The organism is Ruegeria arenilitoris (assembly GCF_013032855.1).
In the GTDB taxonomy this organism is placed as follows: domain Bacteria; phylum Pseudomonadota; class Alphaproteobacteria; order Rhodobacterales; family Rhodobacteraceae; genus Ruegeria; species Ruegeria arenilitoris.
On sequence record NZ_WQDA01000002.1, the window covers coordinates 555,907 to 580,170 of the forward strand.

Consider the following 24,264-nt stretch of genomic DNA (forward strand, 5'->3'; position numbering starts at 1 on the left):
CAGTCTTTGACATCGCAACGGTCCGCCAGTTTCGATTCTGCTCGCTACTGGTCTAGCCCATTGTTCGTTACGAATACCTTTACTTGCCCGCTACTGAGCGGCCTGCCGGTGAGGCAATGGCAGGCTCACGCGGAACGCTGCGCCGCCCTGCCCGGGCAGATAGGTGATTTCTCCCCCAAGCCGGTGCATGATCTCACGGCAAATAGCCAGTCCAAGACCTGCACCGCCCGCCTTGTCAAATCCGACCCGCGCGAATTTCTCAAAGACCATCGACTGGGCGTCCGGCGGGATACCGCTGCCGTTGTCGACAAAGTCGATCACCGCCTGGCCGCCGACATCATGGGCTGAAATCGTCAGGACCGGCTCGGGCGCGTCACAGTACTTCTGTGCGTTCGAAATCAGATTGATGAAGACCTGCCCCAGGCGATCCAGATCGGAATGCAACGCGATGCGCTCGGCAGACAGATTGCGGAGAATGGTCAAAGGGCTGTCTGCCCCGGCCATAGTCGTTGACACGGCCCGATCCAGAACCGTCCGCAAGCTGGCATCACCCATATTCAAGCTGACCTGACCGTTTTCCAGAACGCTCAGGTCCAACAGGTCATCCAGCAGCCGCGTCAGGCGCAGCGCTTCGTCATGGATGATTGTCGCATAACGCCGAGATTCCTCAGCGCTCAGCCCGTCAGTGTCCCGCATGATCTCCGAAAAGGCACGAATGGACGTCATCGGAGTGCGCAACTCGTGGCTGACCTGCCCCAGGAAGGCATCTTTCTGACGCGAGATCTGGGTCAGTTTTTCGTTGGCCTCGCGCAGTTTGCGGGCCGTACGGCTCAGTTCGGCCGACTTCGCCTCAAGCTGGCTGGAGTATTCCAGCAATTGCGCGGATTCGTCGGCCACCGCCAACAGATCCTCGACCGAAACGGACGAACCTCCGACGATCTGCCCGATCATGGCATGAGCCGTGGCCGCACCGACCGAGCCGCTCAATTCGCGTTCCAGCCGTTCCAGAAAACCCGGCGTAGGTTCTGGCCAGCGCCCGCGCACGCCCTGCTTTTCCGCCTCGGCCTGAAAGAAATCCTGAGCGGGACCGGCCCCGAGGATCCGTTGGGTCATGATCATCAGGTCTTCACTCTGGGCAACGGATCCCGTCCACCCCCCGGGCGCGACAGAATGATCAAAGACGTTGACGAACTGCGCCCCCTGCAACCGTTCAAGCGGGCTGGGAAAGCTCAGAAGTGACGCTAGGCAAAAGGCCAACGTGTTCAGTGACAGCGACCAAAGCACCGTGTGGGTCATCGGGTCCAATCCATCGAGGCCGAACAACGCCTGCGGACGCAGCCACCCCAGACCGAAAGGACCGTTTTCAATGACCGAGGCGGACATGACATTACCGCCCATTCCCGGCAGTAACAGCGTGTAGATCCAAAGGAAGAACCCCACGCTCAGCCCAACAAGGGCACCTGTCCGTGTCGCCCCGCGCCAAAACAGGCCGCCAACCAGAGCCGGCAGAATCTGCGACACACCTGCAAACGCCACCAGGCCGATCGAGGCCAGCGCGGCGCCGCCACCGGACATACGATAGTAGAAGAACCCCAAGGCCATGATGGCGGCAATCGAAACCCGGCGCGCCATCAGCACCACGTTTCGCACATCGCCTGACATGGAACTGGCGTTCTCGCGCGTATTCAGCCAGATCGGCATCACGACGTGGTTCGAGACCATGGTCGACAGGGCCATCGCCGTCACAATGACCATCGACGTGGCCGACGAAAAACCGCCGATGAAGGACAGCATCGCCAGCCAGTCATTCCCCTGTGACAGAGGAACCGTCAGCACGAAAAGGTCCGGATTTGACCCGGCCGGCAGCAGATCCAGCCCGACAACCGCAATGGGAACCACGAAAAGGCTCATCAAAAGAAGATAGAGCGGGAACGCCCAGGCCGCCGTTCTCAGGTGGCTTTCGTCGTCGTTCTCGACGACCATGACCTGAAACATCCTCGGCAAGCAGACAAAAGCAGCCGCCGACAGGAAGGTAATGGCCATCCAGCGTCCGGTATCGACGTTCCAACGCCCGATTTCCGACGCGTCGATCCGCTCCATCATGGGCGTGACGCCTCCGGCCACCCCCCAGACGACAAAGATGCCCACCGCCAACAAAGCGAACAGTTTGACGACGGATTCCAACGCGATGGCGGTCACCACGCCATGGTGCCGTTCATTGGCATCCAGGTTCCGGGTGCCGAACAGAATGGCAAACACGGCAAGACCCGCGGCCACCCAGAATACGCTGGCGCCCTCGCGGTAAAGGCCCGAAGGGTCGGCTTCGGCGAAAATCGAGAACGACAGCGTTATCGACTGGAGTTGCAGCGCGATATAGGGTGTGCCCCCCAGCACGGCGAGGATCGTAACACAGATGGCCAAGGTGTTCGACTTGCCATAGCGCGATGAGATCAAGTCGGCGACCGAAGTCACCCTCTGGCTACGGCCCACACGCACTAGCTTGCGCAGCCCCCACCACCAGCTGATCATCACCAAGGTCGGCCCGAGGTAGATCGTCACGAATTCCAGACCGGACCGGGCCGCATTGCCAACCGCGCCATAGAAGGTCCAGGCGGTGCAGTAGATCGACAAAGACAGCGTGTAGATCAACGGTGACCGCAGCCATTTGCCTCTCCCCGCGGCGGCCATTCGATCGGCTGCAAACGCAACGCCGAACAAAAGCACGACGTAGCCCAGGCAAACAAGGATCAGGACGTTCAGCGTGGCCATTGCTCACTCTCTGCCGCGGACCCCTCCGAGGACGACATCCGCCGGGCGGCAAAGCCGAACAGGAGGCTGACCACAATCAGGGCGGCCCAGCATGAAAAGACATAAAGAATGGCCGACGACAACGGGACGCCAGAGTTTTCCGGCCCCGGATCCGGCCACAGCAGCGGGATGCAGATCAGACCCGCGCCGACAAAGGGCAGCATTCGGGCCGCATCGGCCAGCCTGCGGCGGCGGTAACTCTGCCGTTCCAAAAACACCGACGGACGCGGGCCTGTCGGGCGGGCTGGCTCGTTTTCCGGTGTGGTCATGACTGTGACGCCTGCGCGTGCAAATCACGCACAGCCGTCAGCACTTCGGTATTCGAGAACGGTTTCGTCATGAACCGGCTGACGCCTGCCTTTTCAGCCATCTCGCGGTCTCGCGACTGACCGCGAGCGGTCAGCATCAGAACAGGCAAGGCGCGCATCTCCTCGTGCTCGCGCAATTCGCGCAGAACATCCATACCGCTCTTGCCGGGCAGCATCACATCCAGAATGACCAGATCAGGCTGCGCAGACAATATCGTTTGAACCGCGTTTTCACCTTCGGCATGGGTTTCGACCTGCCACCCTTCGCGGGTCAGCAGAAACCTGATTGCCTCCGTGATGTTCGGTTCATCCTCGATCAACAGAACCTTGCGGCTCATATGTTCACTTCCTCCCCAAGACCGGTCGCACCTCCAGCCACCTGCCAAGTGCAGATTAATCGCTGTGTCAGGAAACTGTCAAAAACCTTCACTCAAAATCGACGGCTCCCGCCGCGAGTCGCACGGCTTTCGGGGACAGATCCTGCAGCTCGTGCCGACCTGTAGCGGCAAGTCGGTGGCCACGCCGGGCTCTTCGACCGGCAGCACCAGCATCGCCGATCTGTACACAGGTTCCTGACCGAAGGCGCTGACGGGTTGAGGCCAGGCGATTGCAAAGCAGTCGAAATCCGCCGGCGTCCGGCCCAACAGGGTCACGCGTTTTCGGATCGGCACAAGGGGCCGGTTCAGCGCGCTGAAGACCGGCCACAAAGGACAGGCTTCGCCGTGGCGCGGCATTGCGAAACCGGGGACCGGCTTGAACAGCAAAATGCTTCCTGATGAATCGCATATGACCAAACCAGCCGGGCGCGGCATGACATCCTCGGGCAGAAACGCAAGCCGTCGCAGGACTGTCGGCACGTCAACAGAAAACCGCGCGGCAAGACGCAGAGGATCAACGCCTTCGACCTCCAGTGCCTCCGAAACCGCTTCCAGCGGCATGGCCCGGGCATCCGCCGCATAGGCGTCGAGCACCTGACGCGCGACAGATCTTGAGGCGGAAGAGGCCATCTCGGCCTGCGCTAGGGATACCGGGTCCTGTCCTGACTCAAGTTCCGGCAAATGAAACCCGCGCTTCTCCAGAAATGCCTCGACCTCCTCCATCGGCAACCCACGCCTTTCGCCGGTGTCCTCGCTTTCGTCCAGAAAGGCGACCAAAGCCTTTGAGCTTTCGGCCAGACGTTCGGCATCCTGGTGCAAGTTGCGGTGGAATCTGTCGCGCCACTCGGCCTCGATCTCGCCCGGTTCGGCCAGGATGGCGGCTGTCGACCGAATCGCTGCCGCTGCAGACAGGACTTCGTGCATGGATGCCGCAAGGTGCGGGTCATGGGTCAGCCGGTCTGACAGGGTTTCCACGGTACGTTCCAGCGAAACCACCCGACGATGCATCTGTGCCAGTACAGCGGCCCAGCCGGGAAACCGGCCAGCGAATTCATCTAGCGCCTCAACCTCGGCCTTTTGGCCGACCGCATCCGCCGCCGCCTCACGAAGGGCCGCGATCAGCGTCGCCTCGACCCCCTGCGTCAAAACCGAAGGCTCAACGGACAAAGCCGAAGCGATATCGACCAGAAGTTTGCCCCCGATGCGCCGCCGATTGTGCTCGATCAAGTTCAGATACGACGCCGAAATGCCGACCTGTCGCGCCAGCTGGGCCTGACGTAAGCCCGAGATTTGCCGCCTTTCGCGGATACGGCTGCCCGTCAATGAATCACGCATGGTGCCCCCGCCGAAACGTGTTCGAGTTACTCTCGAAACGATCCCGTATTTTCTGAATACTTCATGAATTTATATGGTTTACGCTGCCCTTTTCAAAGCAGTTTTACAACCTTGACAATGTCGTGGCTTTCGCCGGGCCCTGATCGCTTTCGGACGCCAAATCAATCCTGCGCTGCAATGCCCTCTTCTATTCCGGCCGAATTGGCGGCACGATAGGCAAATGAGTGATCCGGCCTTCGAATACGCACCTATCGGGCTTGTCGAGCTTGAAAACCGCATCATCCGGCGGTGCAATTTGCAGTTTGCCCGGACATTCGGGGGCAACGAATCCGACTACCGCAACCTGCCTTTGCTGCACCTGTACCCATCCGTTGCCGATTGGGAGAGAATTGGCGCACGCAGTCTTCAGGTCATGCGGGACACCGGCTATTACACGGACGAGCGGGTCATGCGCCGCCGCAACGGCGACTTGTTCTGGTGTCGCGCCCGCGGCCGGTCGCTGACACCCGATGACCCATTCCGCCATGGAATCTGGAGCTTCTCCGACATTTCCGAGGAGCGCCCACTGGTCGAATTGACCAAACGCGAACGTGAAGTCGCGATCCTGTCCTGTCGCGGCCTGTCGGCCAAGGAAATAGGTGTCGAACTGGGGCTCAGCTACCGGACCATCGAAGCCTACCGCGCCCGGCTGCTCGAGAAATTCGGCGCGCGCAAGCTGCCGGAACTGGTCGCCAAACTGTCCGGCACGCCGCTCTGACCGTCGTGGACCCTGCCGATAAGGCAGAAACCGGGGCAGAACGGCCCCAGTCGGCGCTTTTCATGGCCGCGCGGTTGCCTTATAACGCAGCGTAATTGACCAGAGCCCGCGCAGACAGACGGGCCAAAGGGGAACCTTCGAGGACACTCATGACAGACAACAGACACGAAGCGGATGTGACGTTCATCAAGGCACTGGCCGAACTCTTGCGCGAAAACGACTTGACCGAGTTGCAGGTGAAACGAGAATATGGCGAAGAAGACAGCCTGAACGTCCGGGTCAGCCGAGTGAGCCCGACCGCCGCGCCTGTGCAAGTTGCCGTTCCGGCACCCGCTGCCGCGCCGGCACCTGTCGCAGCCCCCGCTGCTGCCCCCGCCGAAGCACCCGCTGCCGTCGAGGACCCGGCGAGCCACCCCGGCGCGGTGACCTCGCCCATGGTTGGTACCGTATATATGCAGCCGGAACCCGGCGCGTCCCCGTTCATTGCCGTCGGCGCATCTGTTTCCGAAGGCGACACGCTGCTGATCGTCGAAGCGATGAAGACCATGAACCACATCCACGCCCCCAAATCCGGGACCGTCAAGCGGATCCTGGTCGGGGATGGCGACGCTGTCGAATTCGGCACTCCTCTGGTCATCATCGAGTAAGGCGGGCCCATGTTCGACAAGATCCTGATTGCCAACCGAGGCGAGATCGCCCTGCGTGTGATCCGCGCCGCGCGCGAGATGGGGATTGCGACGGTTGCCGTGCACTCGACCGCCGACAGTGACGCCATGCACGTGCGCATGGCTGACGAGTCCGTATGTATCGGACCGGCACCCGGCCCCCAAAGCTATCTCTCGATGCCCGCGATCATCTCGGCCTGTGAAATCACCGGCGCCCAGGCGATCCACCCTGGCTATGGCTTTCTATCCGAAAATGCCGAGTTCGTTCAGATCGTCGAGGACCACGGCATCACGTTTATCGGCCCCACCGCCGAGCACATCCGAATCATGGGCGACAAGATCACCGCCAAGGACACCATGAAAGATCTGGGCGTTCCCTGCGTACCGGGATCGGACGGTGGCGTTCCGGATCTTGAGGCCGCCAAGCGCATCGGTGAAGAGATCGGCTATCCGGTCATCATCAAGGCCACCGCCGGTGGCGGTGGACGCGGCATGAAAGTCGCGCAGACCGCGGCCGAAATGGAAAGCGCCTTCATGACCGCGCGGGCCGAGGGCAAAGCCGCGTTCGGCAATGACGAAGTCTATATCGAGAAATACCTGACCACGCCCCGCCATATCGAGATTCAGGTCTTCGGCGACGGCAAGGGCAATGCGGTCCATCTGGGCGAGCGCGACTGTTCGCTGCAGCGCCGTCACCAGAAAGTATTCGAAGAGGCCCCGGGCCCCTGCATCACTCCTGAGGAGCGCGCCCAAATCGGCAAGGTCTGCGCGGATGCGGTCGCCAAGATCAACTATATCGGCGCGGGTACGATCGAGTTCCTGTATGAAAATGGCGAGTTCTATTTCATTGAAATGAACACCCGCCTGCAGGTCGAACACCCGGTGACCGAAGGCATTTTCGGTGTCGACCTTGTTCGCGAGCAGATCCTTGTTGCGGCCGGAGAACCGATGTCGTTCGGCCAGGACGATCTGAAGATCAATGGCCACGCGATCGAAGTGCGTATCAACGCCGAAAAGCTGCCGAACTTCGCGCCTTGCCCCGGCAAGATCACGGCGTATCACGCGCCGGGCGGCCTGGGTGTCCGGATGGATTCGGCGCTGTACAACGGGTATTCGATCCCACCCTACTACGACTCGTTGATCGGCAAGCTGATCGTGCACGGGCGCGACCGCCCCGAAGCGCTGGCACGGTTGAACCGGGCCTTGGGTGAGTTGATCGTGGACGGTGTGGACACGACGGTTCCACTGTTTCACGCACTTCTGCAGGAACCCGACATCCACAGCGGCGATTACAACATCCACTGGCTGGAGCACTGGCTTGCGGAGAACATGGCCTAGTATCGACCAAGCCGCGAGAGCACGCGCTCTCGGGCTTGTCGCCGCGGTGTGAGCCATGGGCCTGACGCCTGACCTGCTGTTGCACGGCTATTCCATCGGCATCTTCCCGATGGCCGAACACAGGAACGACCCGGATCTTTTCTGGGTCGATCCAAAGCTGCGGGGTGTATTCCCGTTGGACGGGTTTCACATCTCCCGCAGCCTTGCGCGACGCATCCGGAACTGCGGGTTCTCCGTGACCATAAACCGGGATTTTGCAGCCGTCGTGGACGGATGCGCGGACCGGGCGGACACCTGGATCAATGACGAACTGCGCAGACTCTATGCCCAACTGCACCACTCGGGCCGCGCCCATTCACTTGAGGTTTGGGAGGGCGAGGAGCTTGTCGGTGGCGTCTATGGAGTTGCCTTGGGTGCGGCATTTTTCGGGGAAAGCATGTTTTCGCGCCGTACCGATGCGTCAAAAATTGCGCTCGCCTATCTGGTCGACCTATTGCGCCAGACAGGTTTTCAACTGTTCGACACACAATTTCTGACGGCACATTTGGCTTCGTTGGGGGCGATCGAAATCCCCAGACAGCAATACCGCCAACTTCTGGATCAGGCCACTGCTGCCAGCGCAGATTTCACCGCCGAGGTGTGTCAGACCCCTCAGGGGGTGATACAACGGATTACCCAGACATCGTAGCGCGAGTGATCCAGGGCGTTGAGCGCCGGGGACGTGGCGATCATCCAGCCGTCGAACAGCTGGTCGGCCTTTCCCTTTTCCCAAATCGTAAGATAGGCAAACGCGTCACCGGTCGGGTTTTCAGACGGATACCGGCAATCACCCAAGGCGACATCCAAGCCGAAAACTTCGACCGTATCACCGGTCGGCACCTGCACGTCCACCGTCTGACCGCTGACCTTGTCCAGCCCGCGCAGCATGGCCCCCGGTCCCGAGGAAACCTTCTGCTGCGCGCCGGCCGTCGTCGCGGCCAACAGCAGCGCCATCAGGGCGGCACGCATCATTCGCTGCCATCCCCGGCCACAAACTTGACCAGCAACGAGATCAGGCTGACGGCTCCTTGCGTGTCTTCAATCTGATCGCCCGGCTCAAAATAGAACGGAGAGCCGCCGGGCATGACCTCGACGAAGTTGCCCCCCAGAAGGCCTTCGGACGAGATCACGATCGCGCTGTCATCCGGAATCTGGATGTTTTCGGCAACCGAAATCGTCGTATCGGCACGGTAGGTTTCAGGGTTCAACTCGACATCGGTCACGGTGCCGATCTTTACACCCGCGAGGCGCACATCCGTGCCCACCGCCACACCCTCAAGCGACCGAAAGGACGCCTCAAGGTGATAGCCCCCGTTTTCGCGCGACCAGCCCGTGGACTGGCTGGCATACACGCCAAACGCCAATGCACTGGCCAGCACGACACCGCCGACAAGAACTTCGGTCATGTTGTGGGTCGACATGTGGATCTCGCTTATTCCGGGCTCCAGGCTTCGTAGTCCTTGCGCTCGATCGGATCGGGACGGCGCAGGGACCCCGCTGGCACATAGGCCATCGCGGTGCCCGTCAGATTTTCCTGATGCGGCTTTTCCCACGCCTTGTGTGGCAGTGGCTTGTCGGTCGGAGGCTCATCCCAGGTGCGGTGCAACCAGCCGTGCCATTCCGGGTCGATCCGGCTAGCCTCGGCCTCTCCATTGAAAATTACCCACCGTTTGCTGTCATCGGCGTTGCGATAAAACACGTTGCCCTGATCGTCCTCGCTCACCTTGATACCTTTGCGCGCAGTGTAAATCTGCGTGTTCAGAGTGGCCCCGTTCCACCAGGTCACGGCCCGCAAAAGAGTGTTCAGGATTCCCATCGGCTGCCTCCGGCATTTCTGTCCATGCAGATATGGACCAAAGCCGAGCAGAGGTCCAGAGCCACAAAGAGCGCACCCATTACTTGGGCAAGAATGCGGTGACCTCGATTTCGATTCGGTATTTTGGATCAATCAACCCGCATTCGATCATCGTCGCAACAGGCGGGTTGGCACCGAACGTCTCAGCCAGGACCGGCCAGCACGCTTCAAATTCGCGGCGATCGGGCAGCATGTAAGTCACGCGCACCACGTCGGCAAAAGAGGCGCCCGCCTCTGCCAAAGCGTTGCCTATGATCGTCAGCGCCGAGCGGCATTGGTCGACGACGCCTTCGCCCTGCCCGACCGTTCCGGCAACATGGACCCAGCCACCCGCGACAGCGGCCCGGCAGTAGCCGACCTTTGCTTCGAACTCACCCCCCGAGGAAATACGTTGGATCGTCATGGCACCCTCATATGAAAACGGCGCGGACTATGCCGCGCCGTATCTGCATTAAATTTCAAACAGTTCAGCCGGCAGATGCCGATTCCGGCGCAGCATCCGCATAGATGATCAGCGGCTGCGCTTCCGACGTCACGGCCTCTTCGTTCACGACCACTTTGGTCACGTTTTTCATGCCCGGCAGTTCGAACATCGTATCCAATAGAATGTCTTCCAGGATGGAACGCAGGCCGCGGGCACCAGTCTTGCGTTCGATCGCCTTTTTGGCAATCGCGGCAAGCGCGTCGTCGGTAAAGTCCAGTTCGACGTTCTCCAGTTCGAACAAACGCTGATACTGCTTGACCAGCGCGTTCTTGGGCTTGGTCAGGATAGTGACAAGCGCGTCCTCATCCAGGTCCTCAAGCGTTGCCAGCACCGGCAGACGTCCAACGAATTCCGGAATCAACCCGAATTTCAGCAGATCCTCGGGCTCGAGATCCTGAAAGATCTCGCCCACACCGCGTTCGTCATTGTCGCGCACATCGGCGCCAAATCCCATAGCCGAGCCCTTGCCGCGCTGCGCGATGATCTTGTCCAGACCTGCAAAAGCGCCGCCGCAGATGAACAGGATGTTGGTGGTGTCCACCTGCAGGAATTCCTGCTGTGGGTGCTTGCGCCCGCCCTGCGGCGGAACGCTGGCCACGGTGCCTTCCATCAGCTTCAGCAGGGCCTGCTGCACACCCTCGCCCGACACGTCGCGGGTGATCGAGGGGTTTTCGGATTTACGGGTGATCTTGTCGACCTCGTCGATATAGACGATGCCGCGCTGCGCGCGTTCGACATTGTATTCGCTGGCCTGCAGCAACTTGAGGATGATGTTCTCGACATCCTCGCCCACATAACCGGCTTCGGTCAGTGTGGTCGCGTCTGCCATGGTGAACGGCACGTCCAGAATCCGCGCCAGCGTCTGCGCCAGCAAGGTTTTGCCGCAACCGGTGGGACCAATCAGCAGAATGTTCGACTTGGCCAGCTCGATGTCACCACCGGCCTTCTGCGCGTGGTTCAGACGTTTGTAGTGGTTGTGCACCGCAACCGACAGGACACGCTTGGCCCGAGCCTGACCGATGACATAGTCGTCCAGCACCTCGCAGATATCTTTGGGGGTGGGCACACCGTCCGAGGATTTCAGCCCGCTGGCTTTGGTTTCCTCACGGATGATGTCCATGCACAGTTCGACGCATTCATCACAGATGAACACGGTCGGTCCAGCAATAAGCTTACGCACCTCATGCTGGCTTTTTCCACAGAAGCTGCAGTAGAGCGTGTTCTTGCTGTCGCCGCCTGAATTCGTCGCCATGTTCTACCTTTCGGGCTCCATCCCTGCGGCCCGGATCCGGACCGCGCTTGCCGCCTGTCCGTGCAGCTTAGGCCAGCACCGGGGCAGCTACAATGTCAAAATCGCACCCCGCACCCGTGGGTGCGGGGTTTCCGCATCACGCTTCGGTCGGTTCGGATTTGGAGCGGCTTTCGACAATCTCGTCGATATGGCCCCACTCTTTTGCTTCTTCCGGGCTCATGAAATTGTCACGGTCCAAAGCCTTTTCAATGGCCTTTTTCGACTGTCCGGTATGCTTGGCATAGATATCGTACAAACGATCCTTCAGCTTCTGCGTTTCGGCCGCGTGAATCATGATGTCGCTGGCTTGACCCTGGTAACCGCCGCTGGGCTGGTGCACCATGATGCGGCTGTTCGGCAGCGAGAAGCGCATCCCCTTCTCTCCACCCGCCAGCAGGACCGACCCCATCGAGGCCGCCTGGCCGATCACCAATGTCGAACATTTTGGCTTGATGTACTGCATTGTGTCGTAGATCGACAGACCGCTGGTCACGACACCGCCGGGCGAGTTGATGTAGATCGAGATTTCCTTGTTGGGATTCTCGGCTTCCAGATGCAGAAGCTGCGCTACGATCAGGTGGCTCATCCCGTCATGGATCGGGCCATTGATGAAGATGATCCGCTCCTTCAGCAGGCGAGAGAAGATGTCATAGGCCCTTTCGCCGCGGCTGGTCTGCTCAACGACCATCGGGACGAGCGTATTCATGTAGGTGTCAACTGGATCGAACATTCGGAACCTGCCTGCTTTGGTGTGAACCGGGACCATACCCGATGAGAAGTTACATGAGTCTTAGTGTTGCCTTCGGGGGCCTGCAAGGGGCAGCGGACACGCGACGCCGATTGAGAAATACGGATCAGTCCGCATCGTCGGGATCCCGCAAAACAGAGCGAACGACCGCGCAGAACGCAAATACCCGGCTGTTTTTTGGCCTCGCCGCCATTCACAGCGCTTTCATCACGCCATTTTGATCCATGCATATGGAAATATCTGATCATTCTATATAGAGACCCAATTCGCTCAGGCGAAACTAACAAAGGGAACACCTGCCCCACACTCACCAAGGGGCCAACAAGGACAAGAAGATGGCACTTCCCCAACTTTCCGAAGACATCTCGCGCGACGACATGGACCGGATGGCCGCTAACGCAACCCGCGCTTCGAATTTTCTGAAAGCGATCAGCCACGAGGGCCGGTTGATGATCCTCTGTCATTTGGTATCCGGCGAAAAATCGGTGACCGAACTCGAGTCACTGCTGTCCGCCCGACAGGCCGCCGTTTCACAGCAACTGTCGCGGCTGCGCCTTGAGGGGCTGGTCACGCCCCGGCGCGAAGGCAAGGCGATCTACTATCGCCTTGCAGACGACCGACCTCGCAAAATGCTGGAAACGGTGTACGAGTTGTTCTGCGACGAGGAATAAGTCAGAACACCCATTGAATGGCGAAGGGCGCAACAGATCGTTGCGCCCTTCTTTGTTCACGAATTGCCGCTGCAGGCCTGGAAACTTGCGGCCATTGCGCGCAACAGGTCCGGATACAGGGTCGGACCCGGCTCGAGCGCAACCCCGATCGGGTCAAGCACGATGATTTGTGCATCCACCCCCTCGGTCGCGGCAGAGATCAGGCGAGTGTCAAATTGCGGCTCGGAAAAAGCGCAATCAATGCCCTCTTCTTCAATCCGGGCCTTGAGCTCGGCCAGACGAGCCGGTCCGGGTGCGGCCGCGTCGCCCAAGCTCACGGTGCCCGACGATGCCAGATCGAACCGGTGTTCGAAATACTGGTAGGCGTCGTGAAAGGTGACAAACCGCGGTTCTGACTGCGCCAGATCCGCCCGGATCTCGGCCTCCAAAGCACTCAGGCCTTCAACTGCCTTGTCCGCATTGGCTTGGTACCGCGCAGCGTTATCCGGGTCCTTCTCTGACAGAGTTTCGGCAATTGCCTGCACCCAGACGCGCGCGTTTTCCGGGTCCAGCCAGGCATGCGGGTCTACACCGTCGTGGTCATGCCCGTGGTCATGGTCATGTGCATCGTGATCGGCGTGCTCTTCATGTTTCTCATGTTCATCGTGATCCGCATGGTCGTCGTGACCTGCATGATCCTCGTGGTCATCGTGGTCCGCATGGTCATCATGGTCCGAATGATCATCGTGATCGTCGTGGTCTGCATGCTCCTCTTCGCCCTCATGATGATTGGCCAAGTCGCGGAAGTCGTGCCGCACGGTCCCCGCTACCTCCAGCAACTCAACCTGCGTCGCTCCCTCGGAAAGGGCGCCGAGTGGTCCCGTCATCCACGGGGTCAGTTCCGGGCCTACCCAAAAAACCACGTCCGCAGATTGCAACGCGCGCGCCTCGGACGGGCGCATGGCGTGGTCATGAGGTGAGGCTCCGGGCGGGATGATCAGGGAAGGCTCGGCAACACCGTCCATGACTTGGGCAACCAACGCGTGAACCGGTGCGATATCGACGGCAACATTGGGCGCATCGGCCGCCGCCTTTCCGGCCAGCACGACGCCGGCCAGCAACAAGAATTTTCGGGACATGTCACCTCCTCGAATGATATGTTATTACATTGCTGGTCGGCTTGATATTGCCCACGTTATAACATATCAAGCCAAAAATTTCGGAGCGCACATGAGCACAGTAGGCTTCAGGCACCACAATCATAACCACTGCATGAAAACCGCGCTGAGCAAGGCCGAGGAAAAATGCGCCAACCAGAAGCTTCAGTTCACGCCGGTGCGCCGCCGCGTGTTGGAGATCTTGTTGGAGCAGCACAAGGCAATGGGAGCTTATGACATTCTGGCTGTTCTATCCGCCGAAGGCATGGGGTCGCAGCCCCCGGTGGCTTATCGTGCGCTGGACTTTCTGGTGCAGCATGGGTTCGTGCACCGTATCGAGCAGATGAACGCCTATGCGGCCTGCGCCCACCCCACGCACGACCACGTGCCTGCGTTTCTGATTTGCCGGGCGTGCAAGGCCGTGGCCGAAACCGAAACCGAGCTGACCCAGGGCCGGCTTGGTGCTGCCGCCGACACATCAGGTTTCACCATTGAAAGGATCGTGGTCGAGGCCGAAGGTCTTTGCCCGGACTGCATTGGAACGCAGCCATGACGACCCCTCTCATTTCCCTAAACAACCTATCCGTTCGCTTGGATGGAAGGCTCATTCTGGACAACGTATCCGCCCAGATCGCCGCTGGTGAAATCGTCACCATTGTCGGCCCGAACGGTTCGGGAAAATCGACGCTGCTGCGCGCCATGATCGGAGCTGTTCCCGCGGCTCAGGGCACTGTTCGGCGCGCTCCGGGTTTGCGGATCGGCTACGTCCCCCAGAAACTCGCGCTGGACGCCGCCCTGCCGATGACCGTGCAACGATTCCTTGGGCTGCCGAAACGGGTTTCGGCCAGCAAGGCCAAAACCGCGCTTGAACTGGCCGGCGTGCCGGACTTGCGTGACAGACAGATGACCCGACTATCCGGCGGTCAGTTTCAACGGGTCCTTCTGGCCCGCGCATTGCTGGAAGAGCCTCAGGTGCTGCTGCTGGACGAAGCAACCCAGGGGCTTGATCAGCCCGGCGCAGCTGCCTTCTATGAGCGCATTGAACAGGTTCGCACGGACCTCGGCTGCGCCATAGTCATGGTCAGCCATGACTTGCACGTCGTCATGGCCGCGTCCGACCGGGTTCTGTGCCTGAACGGGCATGTCTGCTGTGAAGGGGCACCCCAAATGGTCGCGGACGCGCCCGAATATCGGGCGTTGTTCGGCAGCGGAACGCGGGGCACGATGGCCTTGTACCAACACAAGCACAGTCATACCCACGATCACAATCACGCGCAGGATACGTCACACTGATGCTGGACGATTTCATGGTTCGCGCCGCCCTGGCAGGGCTCGGTGTTTCGATCGCCGCGGCGCCGCTGGGGTGCTTTGTCGTCTGGCGGCGCATGGCCTATCTCGGAGAGGCCACCGCACATGCCGCCGTATTGGGTGTGGCGCTGGCGCTCAGCTTTTCTCTGCCGCTGCTACCCGCAATCATTTCCGCTGCACTTGCCATGGGCTTGTCGGTCAGCCTGCTGCGCGGTCGCGGTTACGCCATGGACACGCTTCTGGGTGTGATTGCGCACACCGCACTGGCCGCCGGCTTGGTAACCGTGGCGTTGCTGTCCGATGTCCGACTCGACCTGAATGCTTTTTTGTTCGGCGATATCCTTGCCGTCACAAAGTCCGATCTGGCCACGATCTGGATCGGTGGCGCCACGATTCTGGCGCTGATGGTCTGGCGCTGGTCAGCCCTTTTGGTTTCGACGCTCAACCCGGACTTGGCTCAGGCATCCGGGATCGATCCTAAACGAGAAGAACTATGGCTGACTCTGGCGATGGCACTGGCCGTTGCGGTCGCCATCAAAGTTGTCGGAATTCTTCTGATCGCAGCCCTGCTGGTCATTCCAGCGGCCGGAGCCCGCCCTTTGGCCCGCACCCCAGAAAGCATGGCTTTCACCGCTGCGATTATAGGCTCGACGGCGGCGTTGGGCGGGCTGGGCGGTGCATATTGGGCGGATACACCCGCCGGACCAAGCATCGTTTGCGCGGCCGCGTTGATCTTTGTCGCGACGGCCATCCTTGGCCCCATCTTCCGCAAAGGCTGATCACCCAAAAAGGTTTGTCTGCGTTGCCTGAATGGTGCTACCGATTGGTAGTCGACCAACCAAGGAGATATCGATGATCCGCACTATTCTGATCGGGCTGAGCCTTTTGGCCCTGACGGCTTGTGAAACCGCAAAAGGCGCGGGCAAAGACATCGAAAAAGCCGGCGACGCCATCCAGGGCGCGGCGACGGACGTTCAGGAAAGCCTCTGACAACCGTCAGCATCTAGCGGACAGCGGCACCACGCCACCAACATATGGTTGAAAGTTCCGGGCGACCGGATTATTGTCCCTGCCACAGGTGCATAGACGCGGTAATGCATTACTGACACGACTGCGGGGTTCTTGTGCAATTGCGCAAGAACCCCGTTCCCGTTCTTACGGGCGGTGAGTGGAAGCCTGTACGAAACCGAAATCGGCAAAAGGAAAAGGCGCCAGGTGCGCAGACGCGGTCTTTGCATGTGCCCTTGCGGACACCCCTGACGCCTTGCCGGGTCGACACGCCCGAGGGACGCCCCGATCCAGTTGCTTCAGCCCCCGAGGGGACCTCGCTGCCGCAAAGCACCTGATGGCGCTTTGCCGCCCGCTCTGGCCTTCTGAGAAGCTGACCGCTCAAGCCGGGCTTGCGCCCCTCCTGACTGGTCACCTACCGGTAAGCCCTTGCAACCCGACGAAAATCCTAAGATCTGCCTGCGGTGCCAGGACCCCCTGACCTTTGCGTCCCGCCTTGGATCGTGATGAACCTTGGCGATGTCTGAACCTTGGCACTCACCCTCACATCCGGCAAGAAAATAGCACTGCAGCATGAAAATTAGCCGGGGATAAAGTGTTGATATCCGACTGGAAGACGATGTGGATAAGTCGGGAAATGATGAAATCGGGCTGGGTTGCACTGGGAAAAGCCGAAGGCCGATTTCTCTCCGCTCAATTGGGCGATTTCTGCGGGTGCGAAGGGAAAACCCCAGCCCTCATGGCCGACCTGACGTGACAGATACGGGCATATCGCTCGAATCGACATCAAAAAGTCGCCACACGCAACGGTGAACGAACGTGCAGCCCACGAATTGAGAAGCGTTCCGACCCGGACGAGGCAACCTACTACTCTCCGTCTCCCGCAAAATCGGGCAACGGCAACTACCCCCTACAACCGCCTGGGCCGGAAACGCTTCAGTTCACCTGTCGTTCCAGAACCGTGCTGTAGGTGGTTCCAGTGCGCAGGCTACGGAAATCCGCATAGATCTTGCCGTCCTCGTACCGCGCATCGATCAGCGCGTTGACGCCCGAGGTCGGATCAGCAGCGGTTTCGACAATGCCGATCTTGCCCGAGCCATCCTGGCTGATCGAGCCGGTGGCCTCGTACATCGTCCAGTCATCCATGGCGTTGCGCCGCCACATGCTAGGCCCCCAGAACACGTTTTCGTGCTGCGCCTGGATCTCGAGCACCCATTCCGAGGTGTTGAACCGCGGCGCGGTGGCGGTGTTGGCGTTCGAGGGCGACACCGTTGTCTGGCTGGCCGTCCACGTGCCGCGCAGGTCGGGCATGGCATCGGCGAGGGCGGCAGAGCCCATGGTCAATGTCGCGGCCACGGCGGCGGCGCTGGCGGTCATGTATCTGGTCATGGGCTCTCTCCCTGTGATCGGCGGGCCTTGCTGGCCTGCTGAACAGATTGGGAGGGCGCGCGGCCGTTACAACTTACCTAAGGGAAACTTCATGAAGGGTTCATGCGGCGCTCACCGACGGGCTCAGGCCCATGCCAGCGCAGTGCCCGCGATGACAAGGGCGATGCCCAGTCCCTCGCGGTAGGAAAAGGACTCGCCGAACAGGAAGAACGAGGCGATGGCGATCAGCACGACCTCGGCCCCCAGAATGCCGGTGTAGATGATGCCCAGCCGTTCGTCGCGCAGCGCGGCGAGTTCCAGCGTGGCGGCGGCCAGCAAAGTGGCGACGATCAGCAACCCCAGCCCAAGGCCGGGGAGTTTCCACCAGAACTTCATCGAGATCATGGCCACGGAATAGAGACCCGCTGATCCAAGCGCGATGATGGGGATCATGGACATATAGGCCTCCGCCGCTGGTTTCCGTTGGGTCAACCTTAGCAGGTGCGGGTCGGCGGGGCTGTGAAGTGGGTTACATTGCGGAGAGGCCCCTCTCGGAAGCGGTCCGGCGGACCGTTTCAGGGCCGAACGGGCGAAGCCCCGGGGCGCAAACGCGCCGCCCGTTTTGCCGGAGGCAAACCTTCGGTTTGACAAGTATGGGTCATGCCGGGAACTTGATCCGAGGTTAAAGCGGGCCGACGGCGCCGCCGGTCGTAAACAACACCACTAGGGCAACAAGCTATTCCATCGGGTTTTAGGATTGTGAGGGTGGTCCGTATGTCCGGTCATAGCGAGCCTGAATCAACTCTCCGTCTTTGTGAAAAGCGCCTGAGGCAGGCAGCTCAGGAAAACGCCGACGAATAATAATTCGTGCTTGGCTTAGAGACATTAATTCACCGCGGTAGCTGACCGTTCTGCCATCAACAATGGTGACAAACTCGCCGGTTTCACCAGCGAAAAACTTGTCGCCGACAGAGTACCCCATTTCCAACCAATTTTGGACTGGGCGTCGAAATGCGGCCTGGTTTGCCAATTCAAGCTTATTCTGTACCTCATGCGTTATGTCGCGCAGGCCAAAAGATCTCAGAACCTCAGTCGCTCTTTCTGCCGAGACTTTGAAAAACTCTCTTGATGGATTTACACGAGCGCTCGAAAATTTGGCGTGCATTTTGGATTCGATTTCGATCGCGTCCCGGACCTCCCATGCCGCTTCACATCTAAAAGGTTCCGGAACACCAGTGGAAAACAGTTCTGCCATTCGCGAAATCGGGTCGTCTCTCCTAGTCAGGCCAATTTTCACCAAACCTGGCATTGACGGGTTTGTCAGCACATAGACAATTTCTGCCATATTTAACCTATGGTTTAAATCGGGACTTTCCTTCAACCGTCGCCAGCTTGATACAGTAGGTTTCGGGTCAATAGCAGCCTCGCGGTGTGGTCACGCGCATGGCTGGATCAAGAATCCATCTTCAATGCCGAAATAAACGCCTCCTGCGGGATATCCACCTTCCCGAACTGGCGCATCTTTTTCTTACCCGCCTTCTGCTTTTCCAGCAGTTTCCGTTTCCGCGTGGCATCCCCGCCGTAACATTTCGCGGTCACGTCCTTGCGCAGCGCGGATAGGGTCTCGCGCGCGATGACCTTGCCGCCGATGGCCGCCTGGATCGGGATCTTGAACATGTGGCGCGGGATCAGCTCTTTCAGCTTTTCGCACATGGCGCGGCCGCGGGTCTCGGCGCGGTCGCGGTGGACCATGACCGACAGCGCGTCCACCGGCTCGTCATTCACAAGGATCGACATCTTGACCAGGCTGTCCTCGCGGTAGCCGGTCATCTGGTAGTCGAAGCTGGCATAGCCCTTGGTCACCGATTTCAGGCGGTCGTAGAAGTCGAAGACGACCTCGTTCAGCGGCAGGTCATAGACGACCATCGCGCGGCTGCCCGCATAGGTCAGGTCCATCTGGATTCCGCGGCGGTCCTGACAGAGTTTCAGCACGTCGCCCAGGTATTCATCCGGCACCAGGATGGTGGCCTTGATGCGCGGCTCTTCCAGGTGGTCGACCTTGGACATGTCGGGCATGTCGGCGGGGTTGTGCAGCTCGATCATCTCGCCGTCTTTCATGTAGACGTGATAGATCACCGACGGCGCGGTGGTGATGAGCTCGATATCGTATTCGCGTTCGATGCGGTCGCGGATGACCTCGAGGTGCAGAAGGCCCAGGAAGCCGCAGCGGAAGCCAAAGCCCAGCGCGGCCGAGGTTTCCATCTCGAAAGAGAAGCTGGCGTCGTTCAGGGCCAGTTTCTCGATCGCGTCGCGCAGGTCTTCAAATTCGGCGCTGTCCACGGGGAAGAGGCCGCAGAACACCACCGGCTGCGCGGGTTTGAATCCCGGCAGAGCGGTTTCGGCACCGTTGCGGTCATTGGTGATGGTGTCGCCCACACGGGTGTCGCGCACCTGCTTGATGGATGCGGTGAGGAAGCCGATCTCACCCGGACCCAGCTGGTCGACCATCTGCATCTCGGGGCGGAACACGCCCACGCGGTCGACATGGTGCAGGGTGCCGTTCGACATGAACTTGACCCGCATGCCCTTTTTCAGAACGCCGTCCATGATGCGGACCAGAACGATCACGCCCAGATAGGCGTCGTACCAGCTGTCGACCAGCATCGCCTTGAGCGGCGCGTCGCGCTGGCCCTTGGGCGCGGGCAGCTTGTGCACGATCGCCTCGAGCGTTTCGTGTATCCCCTCTCCCGTCTTGGCCGAGACGCGGATGGCGTCGGTGGCGTCGATACCGATCACGTCCTCGATCTGTTCGGCCACGCGGTCGCAGTCGGAGGCCGGCAGGTCGATCTTGTTCAGCACCGGCACGATCTCATGGTCGGCGTCGATGGCCTGATAGACGTTGGCCAGGGTCTGCGCCTCGACCCCTTGTGTTGAGTCCACCACCAACAGCGAGCCTTCGACCGCGCGCATGGACCGCGAGACTTCATAGGCAAAGTCCACGTGGCCGGGAGTGTCGATCAGGTTCAGCACGTACTGCTCGCCATTGTCGGCGGTATAGTCGATGCGGACCGTGTTGGCCTTGATGGTGATGCCGCGTTCGCGCTCGATATCCATGCTGTCGAGCAGCTGTTCCTTCATGTCGCGATCCTGCACCGTTCCGGTCTCTTGGATGAGCCGGTCGGCAAGGGTGGATTTGCCATGGTCGATGTGCGCGACGATGGAGAAATTGCGGATATGAGCGAGGTCTGTCATAGCGTCGGGATATGGTTCGAAATCGGGCGCTGGTCAAGGTGAGACAGCACGGCGGACGCCCCCTATTTCAGCGTTATGAGGCCACGACGCTGCGGATGGCTTCGTTCCAAGCCCTCAGCTGCATTCAGGCGACCGTACGTAGACAGAACTCGGCCGTGTTGCACCGTCCAAAACGGGGTTCGAAGGGCATGCCACGGCCGACCATAGTGCCAACCGCGGCACTTTCGACTCAGGTACGGAGTTTCTGAAAGCAAATTGTTGAACGGCAGGAAAACTTGGACGATACTGCGCCGCAAGCCGAGAGGGACACAAGACTCCTCCGGGCAGGCAAAACGAGGCATGAGCATGAAACAGTTCCTCATTATCGCGCTATGCGCCACGTCGCTGACCACTTTGGCCCCGGCCACGACCGAAGCGGCGCAGATCAAACGTGCATGTTTGGCGTCCGACCGTTCGGCTGCGACACGCGATAGATGCAAGTGCATCCAGCGGGTGGCCGATCAGGCTTTGACCAACAAAGACCAGAAAACCGTGGCCAAATGGTTCACGGACCCGCATCAGGCCCAAGAGCTGAAGATGTCGAAATCCGCCCGCGATGACGCGCTGTGGGAGCGGTATCAGAACTTTGGCCGCATGGCACAGGCGATCTGCAGCTGACGCTGACCGCGATCCTTGACCTGACCCGCCCTGCGCCTCAGTAATGGCGCAGTGAAAGGGAAATCATATGGTGACGAAAGGGTTGACCCTGCGCGGTCTCGAAGTGTTCGAGGCCTTGGCGCGGACCGGTTCGGTGGCACAGGCTGCCGAGATTACCGGACTCAGCCAGCCATCGGTCAGCCAGCAGTTGCGCAATCTCGAGAATGCTCTGGGCACGGACCTGGTGGATCACGGGCGCAGACCCATGCGCCTGACCCAAGCCGGGCGCAGCTTTCTGGCACGGGCCGAGTCCGTTCTGGCCGAGTTGCAGATGGCCCAAAGCGAGCTGTCTGTCATGGACCTGGGTCATCTGAGCACGCTTTCGATCGGCCTGATCGACGATTTCGACAATGACCTGACCCCGCGTCTTGCCACGTTGCTGGCCGACAGCCTGACCCGTTCCAAGTTCAAACTCATAACCCTCCCCAGCCTCGAAATCTTTGAGGCGCTGGCTTCGCAACGTCTGCATCTGGCGGTTTCGGCCCATAGCGGCGAGGTGCTGGAAGGCGTGGTGGAGTACCCTTTGGTACAGGATCCTTTCATTCTGGTCGCGCCGAAGGGCGGTGTGGCCAATGGGAGCGTAGAGGCCGCTTTGCAGACCCTGCCCTTTCTGCGCTATGCGCGGGAACAGTTGATCAGCCGGCAAATCGAAAGCCACCTGGCGCGGCAACAGCTTCAGTTCGAAGAGCGGTTCGAGATCGGGTCGCACTTGGCCCTGATGGCGATGGTCGCGCGCGGCCTTGGCTGGGCAATCACCACGCCGTTGGGATACATGCGGGCAGCCCGCTTCCACGAAGGCATGGATGTCTACCCGGCTCCGTTCGGAGAGTTCTCGCGCACTATTTCCCTCTTCACGCGGTCTGACTGGTCAGATCAGGTTCCGCGCGAAGTCGCGGGCATGACGCGCCGTTTGATGCAAAGCCAGATGATCGAACCAGCCCTTTCCCGCCTGCCCTGGTTGTCCGGACAGTTGAAGGTGATCGGCGGCTAGCCGTCCAGATATGCCACCAAACCATCCACGGCGGCTTCGATGAGGTCCAGCGCCCCGTCGAAATCACGGGTATAGTAGGGGTCGGGCACATGATCGGCGCCGGTGTGGGGCGCAAATTCGGTCAGCATGCGTACAGGTGTAGGATTATCGGCCGGGCGCAAAGCCTCGATCTTGGCGAGATTTTCGCTGTCCATACCGATGATCAGGTCAAACCTGTCGAAATCAGACACCGCAAACTGGCGCGCGCGCAGATCGCTCAGCTCCAGCCCTCGGTTGCGAGCCGCGTGTTGCATCGGCGCATAGGGTGGATCCCCGAAATGCCAGTCGGACGTTCCGGCACTGTCGCAGGCATGATGAGGCGCCCTGACACGAAAAACGCCTTCGGCAGCAGGGGAACGGCAGATGTTGCCGAGGCAGACAAACAGGATACGCTGTGACATGGCTCGGGTTTAACGTGTGGAGGGCGAATGGAAAAGATCGTGATTTTGACCGGAGCCGGGATTTCGGCGGAAAGCGGATTGGGCACCTTTCGCGATGAAGGCGGATTGTGGGCACAGCACCGGATCGAAGACGTGGCGACACCCGAAGGTTTTGCCCGAAACCCTGCCCTTGTTCATGGCTTCTACAACGCGCGCCGGGTGCAGGCGGGTGGCGCCGACCCAAATGCAGCTCACACAGCACTGGCCCGGCTTCAGCGCGACTGGCCGGGAGAAGTGGTGATCGTAACGCAGAACGTGGACAGCCTGCACGAAGCCGGAGGTGCGACCAGGGTTATCCACATGCACGGCATCCTGTCCGGCGCGCTTTGCGCCTCTTGCGGGCATCGCTGGACTGCGCCAGCGGAATTGTCCGTGGGCGAACCGTGCCCCGCCTGCCGCGCGGCAACCGCCCGACCCGACATCGTGTGGTTCGGCGAAATGCCTTACCACATGGATCAGATTTACGACCATCTGGCACAGGCCGGGATATTCGCCGCCATCGGAACCTCTGGCCAAGTCTACCCGGCTGCGGCCTTCGTGCACGAAGCCATAGCTGCGGGCGCACGGACGGTCGAATTGAACCTCGAGCCTTCGGTTGGTGCATCCAGCTTCGATCAGACGCTGCTTGGCCCCGCCACCCAGATCGTGCCACGCTGGGTCGATGACTTGCTGGGCCGCAGGTGACTCGGGTCATCCCGCTGGTCTAAGCTAAAGGAACCTGAACCAGGAGAAACAGATGACCGAGCCTGAAGCCCCCCGTGGCGAAATCGTTGACGACGAAGGCATCGACAGCCGCGAAGCGCTGGGCGACACCCTTGCGGATCTGTGGTGGACGTTCCTGCTGCGCGGATTGCTTGCGGGGGCCGTTGGCATCGCCGCGCTGTTCTGGCCAACCGGCAGCATCGCACTGCTGCTGCGGCTGGTAGGGGTGCTGCTGATCCTCGATGGCGGCCTGACCCTGCTTGGCTTCGGGCGGCGGGGACTGATCGGAGGCGCGGGTATCGGGGCGGTCTTGATTGGGCTGGTCCTTTTGATCTGGCCAGAAGGCACAGCACGTCTGACGTTCTTCCTGCTGGGCGCCTGGGCACTGATCATCGGGATCGGCTCGCTGATTTCGCTGGGCCAGATGCATCAGCTTGACCCAGAACGCGCGACCGTTCGGAACTCGGGCATCGTGGCCCTTATCATCGGGCTGGTGCTGATCTTCTGGCCCGGAAGCGGCGTCGTCGCACTGGGCTGGGCAATCGCGTTCTCCGCCTTGGCCTTTGCCGGCGTCATGCTATTCATGGCCGCGCGTTTCAAACGGGCCGGAGAACGGGTTTCGATGCGCGTGGTCAACAAGTGAAGAAC

General features: G+C 60.3%; 29 protein-coding genes. 13 read left to right on the forward strand and 16 right to left on the reverse strand.

Translation table 11 applies throughout. The features are described 5' to 3' along the window. Positions 1–90 precede the first annotated feature (90 nt). The 4 genes from GOW72_RS08980 to GOW72_RS08995 all read right to left on the reverse strand — a co-directional run bounded on the left by GOW72_RS08980 (position 91) and on the right by GOW72_RS08995 (position 4,828). The gene (locus GOW72_RS08980) at positions 91–2,769 is read right to left on the reverse strand and encodes a sensor histidine kinase (protein ID WP_170358315.1); all 2,679 of its coding nucleotides are present in this window, start codon (positions 2,767–2,769) and stop codon (positions 91–93) included. Continuing rightward, positions 2,757–3,077, reverse strand: coding sequence for a hypothetical protein (locus GOW72_RS08985; RefSeq protein WP_170337599.1), 321 nt, complete (start codon positions 3,075–3,077; stop codon positions 2,757–2,759). Before GOW72_RS08985 ends, GOW72_RS08980 begins: the two co-directional genes overlap by 13 nt. Next, positions 3,074–3,454, reverse strand: a complete 381-nt coding sequence (locus GOW72_RS08990) for a response regulator transcription factor (protein ID WP_093962675.1) — start codon at positions 3,452–3,454, stop codon at positions 3,074–3,076. Before GOW72_RS08990 ends, GOW72_RS08985 begins: the two co-directional genes overlap by 4 nt. Before the next feature lie 78 nt (positions 3,455–3,532). After that, complete coding sequence (locus GOW72_RS08995) at positions 3,533–4,828, reverse strand: helix-turn-helix transcriptional regulator (RefSeq protein ID WP_170366607.1); 1,296 nt, start codon at positions 4,826–4,828, stop codon at positions 3,533–3,535. A gap of 220 nt (positions 4,829–5,048) precedes the next feature. Here GOW72_RS08995 and GOW72_RS09000 point away from each other — a divergent pair, with 220 nt between their 5' ends. The 4 genes from GOW72_RS09000 (at position 5,049) to aat (ending at position 8,276) form a co-directional block, all read left to right on the forward strand. Continuing rightward, positions 5,049–5,585 carry a LuxR C-terminal-related transcriptional regulator gene (locus GOW72_RS09000; protein ID WP_093962677.1) on the forward strand — a complete coding sequence of 179 codons (537 nt, stop codon included), beginning with the start codon at positions 5,049–5,051 and terminating at the stop codon, positions 5,583–5,585. Positions 5,586–5,734: 149 nt separating this feature from the next. Next, on the forward strand, positions 5,735–6,232 hold the full coding sequence (gene accB / locus GOW72_RS09005) for an acetyl-CoA carboxylase biotin carboxyl carrier protein (RefSeq protein ID WP_170337596.1): 498 nt from the start codon (positions 5,735–5,737) through the stop codon (positions 6,230–6,232). A 9-nt stretch (positions 6,233–6,241) separates the two neighbouring features. After that, entirely contained in the window at positions 6,242–7,588 is a 1,347-nt protein-coding gene (gene accC, locus GOW72_RS09010; protein WP_170366608.1) for an acetyl-CoA carboxylase biotin carboxylase subunit, read from the forward strand. A gap of 55 nt (positions 7,589–7,643) precedes the next feature. Further along, on the forward strand, positions 7,644–8,276 hold the full coding sequence (gene aat, locus GOW72_RS09015; protein ID WP_170366609.1) for a leucyl/phenylalanyl-tRNA--protein transferase: 633 nt from the start codon (positions 7,644–7,646) through the stop codon (positions 8,274–8,276). Here aat and GOW72_RS09020 read toward each other — a convergent pair. The 6 genes from GOW72_RS09020 to GOW72_RS09045 form a co-directional block, all read right to left on the reverse strand. Continuing rightward, a complete protein-coding gene (locus GOW72_RS09020; RefSeq protein ID WP_170358308.1) occupies positions 8,240–8,599 on the reverse strand; it encodes a DUF2155 domain-containing protein in 360 nt (119 codons plus the stop codon). The two genes, aat and GOW72_RS09020, sit on opposite strands and share 37 nt — an antisense overlap. Further along, positions 8,596–9,048, reverse strand: coding sequence for an outer membrane lipid asymmetry maintenance protein MlaD (mlaD, locus tag GOW72_RS09025; RefSeq protein WP_093962682.1), 453 nt, complete (start codon positions 9,046–9,048; stop codon positions 8,596–8,598). Before mlaD ends, GOW72_RS09020 begins: the two co-directional genes overlap by 4 nt. Positions 9,049–9,059: 11 nt before the next feature. Then, positions 9,060–9,443: an NADH:ubiquinone oxidoreductase subunit NDUFA12 gene (locus GOW72_RS09030; protein WP_170366610.1), complete on the reverse strand. Its 384-nt coding sequence runs from the start codon at positions 9,441–9,443 to the stop codon at positions 9,060–9,062. 79 nt (positions 9,444–9,522) lie between these two features. Further along, positions 9,523–9,885 (reverse strand): RidA family protein, encoded by a 363-nt coding sequence (locus tag GOW72_RS09035; RefSeq protein WP_170366611.1) that lies wholly within the window; start codon positions 9,883–9,885, stop codon positions 9,523–9,525. 64 nt (positions 9,886–9,949) lie between these two features. Then, a complete protein-coding gene (gene clpX, locus GOW72_RS09040; protein ID WP_093962685.1) occupies positions 9,950–11,218 on the reverse strand; it encodes an ATP-dependent Clp protease ATP-binding subunit ClpX in 1,269 nt (422 codons plus the stop codon). 136 nt (positions 11,219–11,354) lie between these two features. Next, entirely contained in the window at positions 11,355–11,987 is a 633-nt protein-coding gene (locus GOW72_RS09045) for an ATP-dependent Clp protease proteolytic subunit (protein ID WP_093962686.1), read from the reverse strand. 353 nt (positions 11,988–12,340) lie between these two features. Between GOW72_RS09045 and GOW72_RS09050 the strand changes: the two genes are divergently transcribed. Then, complete coding sequence (locus GOW72_RS09050) at positions 12,341–12,676, forward strand: ArsR/SmtB family transcription factor (RefSeq protein ID WP_093962687.1); 336 nt, start codon at positions 12,341–12,343, stop codon at positions 12,674–12,676. Positions 12,677–12,732: 56 nt separating this feature from the next. On the opposite strand, the gene GOW72_RS09055 is transcribed toward GOW72_RS09050, so the two are convergent. After that, positions 12,733–13,794, reverse strand: coding sequence for a zinc ABC transporter substrate-binding protein (locus tag GOW72_RS09055; protein ID WP_170366612.1), 1,062 nt, complete (start codon positions 13,792–13,794; stop codon positions 12,733–12,735). A 91-nt stretch (positions 13,795–13,885) separates the two neighbouring features. On the opposite strand from GOW72_RS09055, the gene GOW72_RS09060 reads away from it, so the two are divergent. The 4 genes from GOW72_RS09060 (at position 13,886) to GOW72_RS09075 (ending at position 16,110) form a co-directional block, all read left to right on the forward strand. Continuing rightward, positions 13,886–14,365: a Fur family transcriptional regulator gene (locus GOW72_RS09060; protein WP_170337589.1), complete on the forward strand. Its 480-nt coding sequence runs from the start codon at positions 13,886–13,888 to the stop codon at positions 14,363–14,365. Next, entirely contained in the window at positions 14,362–15,105 is a 744-nt protein-coding gene (locus GOW72_RS09065; RefSeq protein WP_170366613.1) for an ATP-binding cassette domain-containing protein, read from the forward strand. The genes GOW72_RS09060 and GOW72_RS09065 overlap by 4 nt, the downstream gene beginning before the upstream one ends. After that, positions 15,105–15,899, forward strand: a complete 795-nt coding sequence (locus GOW72_RS09070; protein ID WP_170366614.1) for an iron chelate uptake ABC transporter family permease subunit — start codon at positions 15,105–15,107, stop codon at positions 15,897–15,899. The genes GOW72_RS09065 and GOW72_RS09070 overlap by 1 nt, the downstream gene beginning before the upstream one ends. A 73-nt stretch (positions 15,900–15,972) precedes the next feature. Continuing rightward, positions 15,973–16,110, forward strand: a complete 138-nt coding sequence (locus tag GOW72_RS09075; RefSeq protein WP_093962692.1) for an entericidin A/B family lipoprotein — start codon at positions 15,973–15,975, stop codon at positions 16,108–16,110. 954 nt (positions 16,111–17,064) lie between these two features. Here GOW72_RS09075 and GOW72_RS09080 read toward each other — a convergent pair. From GOW72_RS09080 to lepA, 4 genes are all read right to left on the reverse strand, one after another. Continuing rightward, entirely contained in the window at positions 17,065–17,517 is a 453-nt protein-coding gene (locus tag GOW72_RS09080; RefSeq protein WP_170358302.1) for a hypothetical protein, read from the reverse strand. 123 nt (positions 17,518–17,640) lie between these two features. Next, on the reverse strand, positions 17,641–17,955 hold the full coding sequence (locus GOW72_RS09085) for a hypothetical protein (RefSeq protein WP_110644555.1): 315 nt from the start codon (positions 17,953–17,955) through the stop codon (positions 17,641–17,643). A gap of 292 nt (positions 17,956–18,247) precedes the next feature. Beyond that, positions 18,248–18,841 (reverse strand): GIY-YIG nuclease family protein, encoded by a 594-nt coding sequence (locus GOW72_RS09090; protein WP_170366615.1) that lies wholly within the window; start codon positions 18,839–18,841, stop codon positions 18,248–18,250. Between the two features lie 107 nt (positions 18,842–18,948). After that, positions 18,949–20,748 (reverse strand): translation elongation factor 4, encoded by a 1,800-nt coding sequence (gene lepA / locus GOW72_RS09095; RefSeq protein ID WP_170366616.1) that lies wholly within the window; start codon positions 20,746–20,748, stop codon positions 18,949–18,951. A 345-nt stretch (positions 20,749–21,093) separates the two neighbouring features. On the opposite strand from lepA, the gene GOW72_RS09100 reads away from it, so the two are divergent. Beyond that, positions 21,094–21,405, forward strand: a complete 312-nt coding sequence (locus GOW72_RS09100; RefSeq protein WP_170362998.1) for a hypothetical protein — start codon at positions 21,094–21,096, stop codon at positions 21,403–21,405. Positions 21,406–21,472: 67 nt separating this feature from the next. Further along, positions 21,473–22,435, forward strand: a complete 963-nt coding sequence (locus GOW72_RS09105) for a LysR family transcriptional regulator (protein WP_170366617.1) — start codon at positions 21,473–21,475, stop codon at positions 22,433–22,435. On the opposite strand, the gene GOW72_RS09110 is transcribed toward GOW72_RS09105, so the two are convergent. After that, positions 22,432–22,875, reverse strand: a complete 444-nt coding sequence (locus tag GOW72_RS09110; protein ID WP_170366618.1) for a low molecular weight protein-tyrosine-phosphatase — start codon at positions 22,873–22,875, stop codon at positions 22,432–22,434. The genes GOW72_RS09105 and GOW72_RS09110 overlap by 4 nt on opposite strands. Before the next feature lie 27 nt (positions 22,876–22,902). On the opposite strand from GOW72_RS09110, the gene GOW72_RS09115 reads away from it, so the two are divergent. Together GOW72_RS09115 and GOW72_RS09120 are read left to right on the forward strand one after the other, a co-directional pair. Beyond that, positions 22,903–23,598, forward strand: coding sequence for an NAD-dependent deacylase (locus GOW72_RS09115; protein ID WP_170366619.1), 696 nt, complete (start codon positions 22,903–22,905; stop codon positions 23,596–23,598). Positions 23,599–23,650: 52 nt separating this feature from the next. Next, the gene (locus GOW72_RS09120) at positions 23,651–24,259 is read left to right on the forward strand and encodes an HdeD family acid-resistance protein (RefSeq protein WP_170337580.1); all 609 of its coding nucleotides are present in this window, start codon (positions 23,651–23,653) and stop codon (positions 24,257–24,259) included. Positions 24,260–24,264 lie beyond the last annotated feature (5 nt).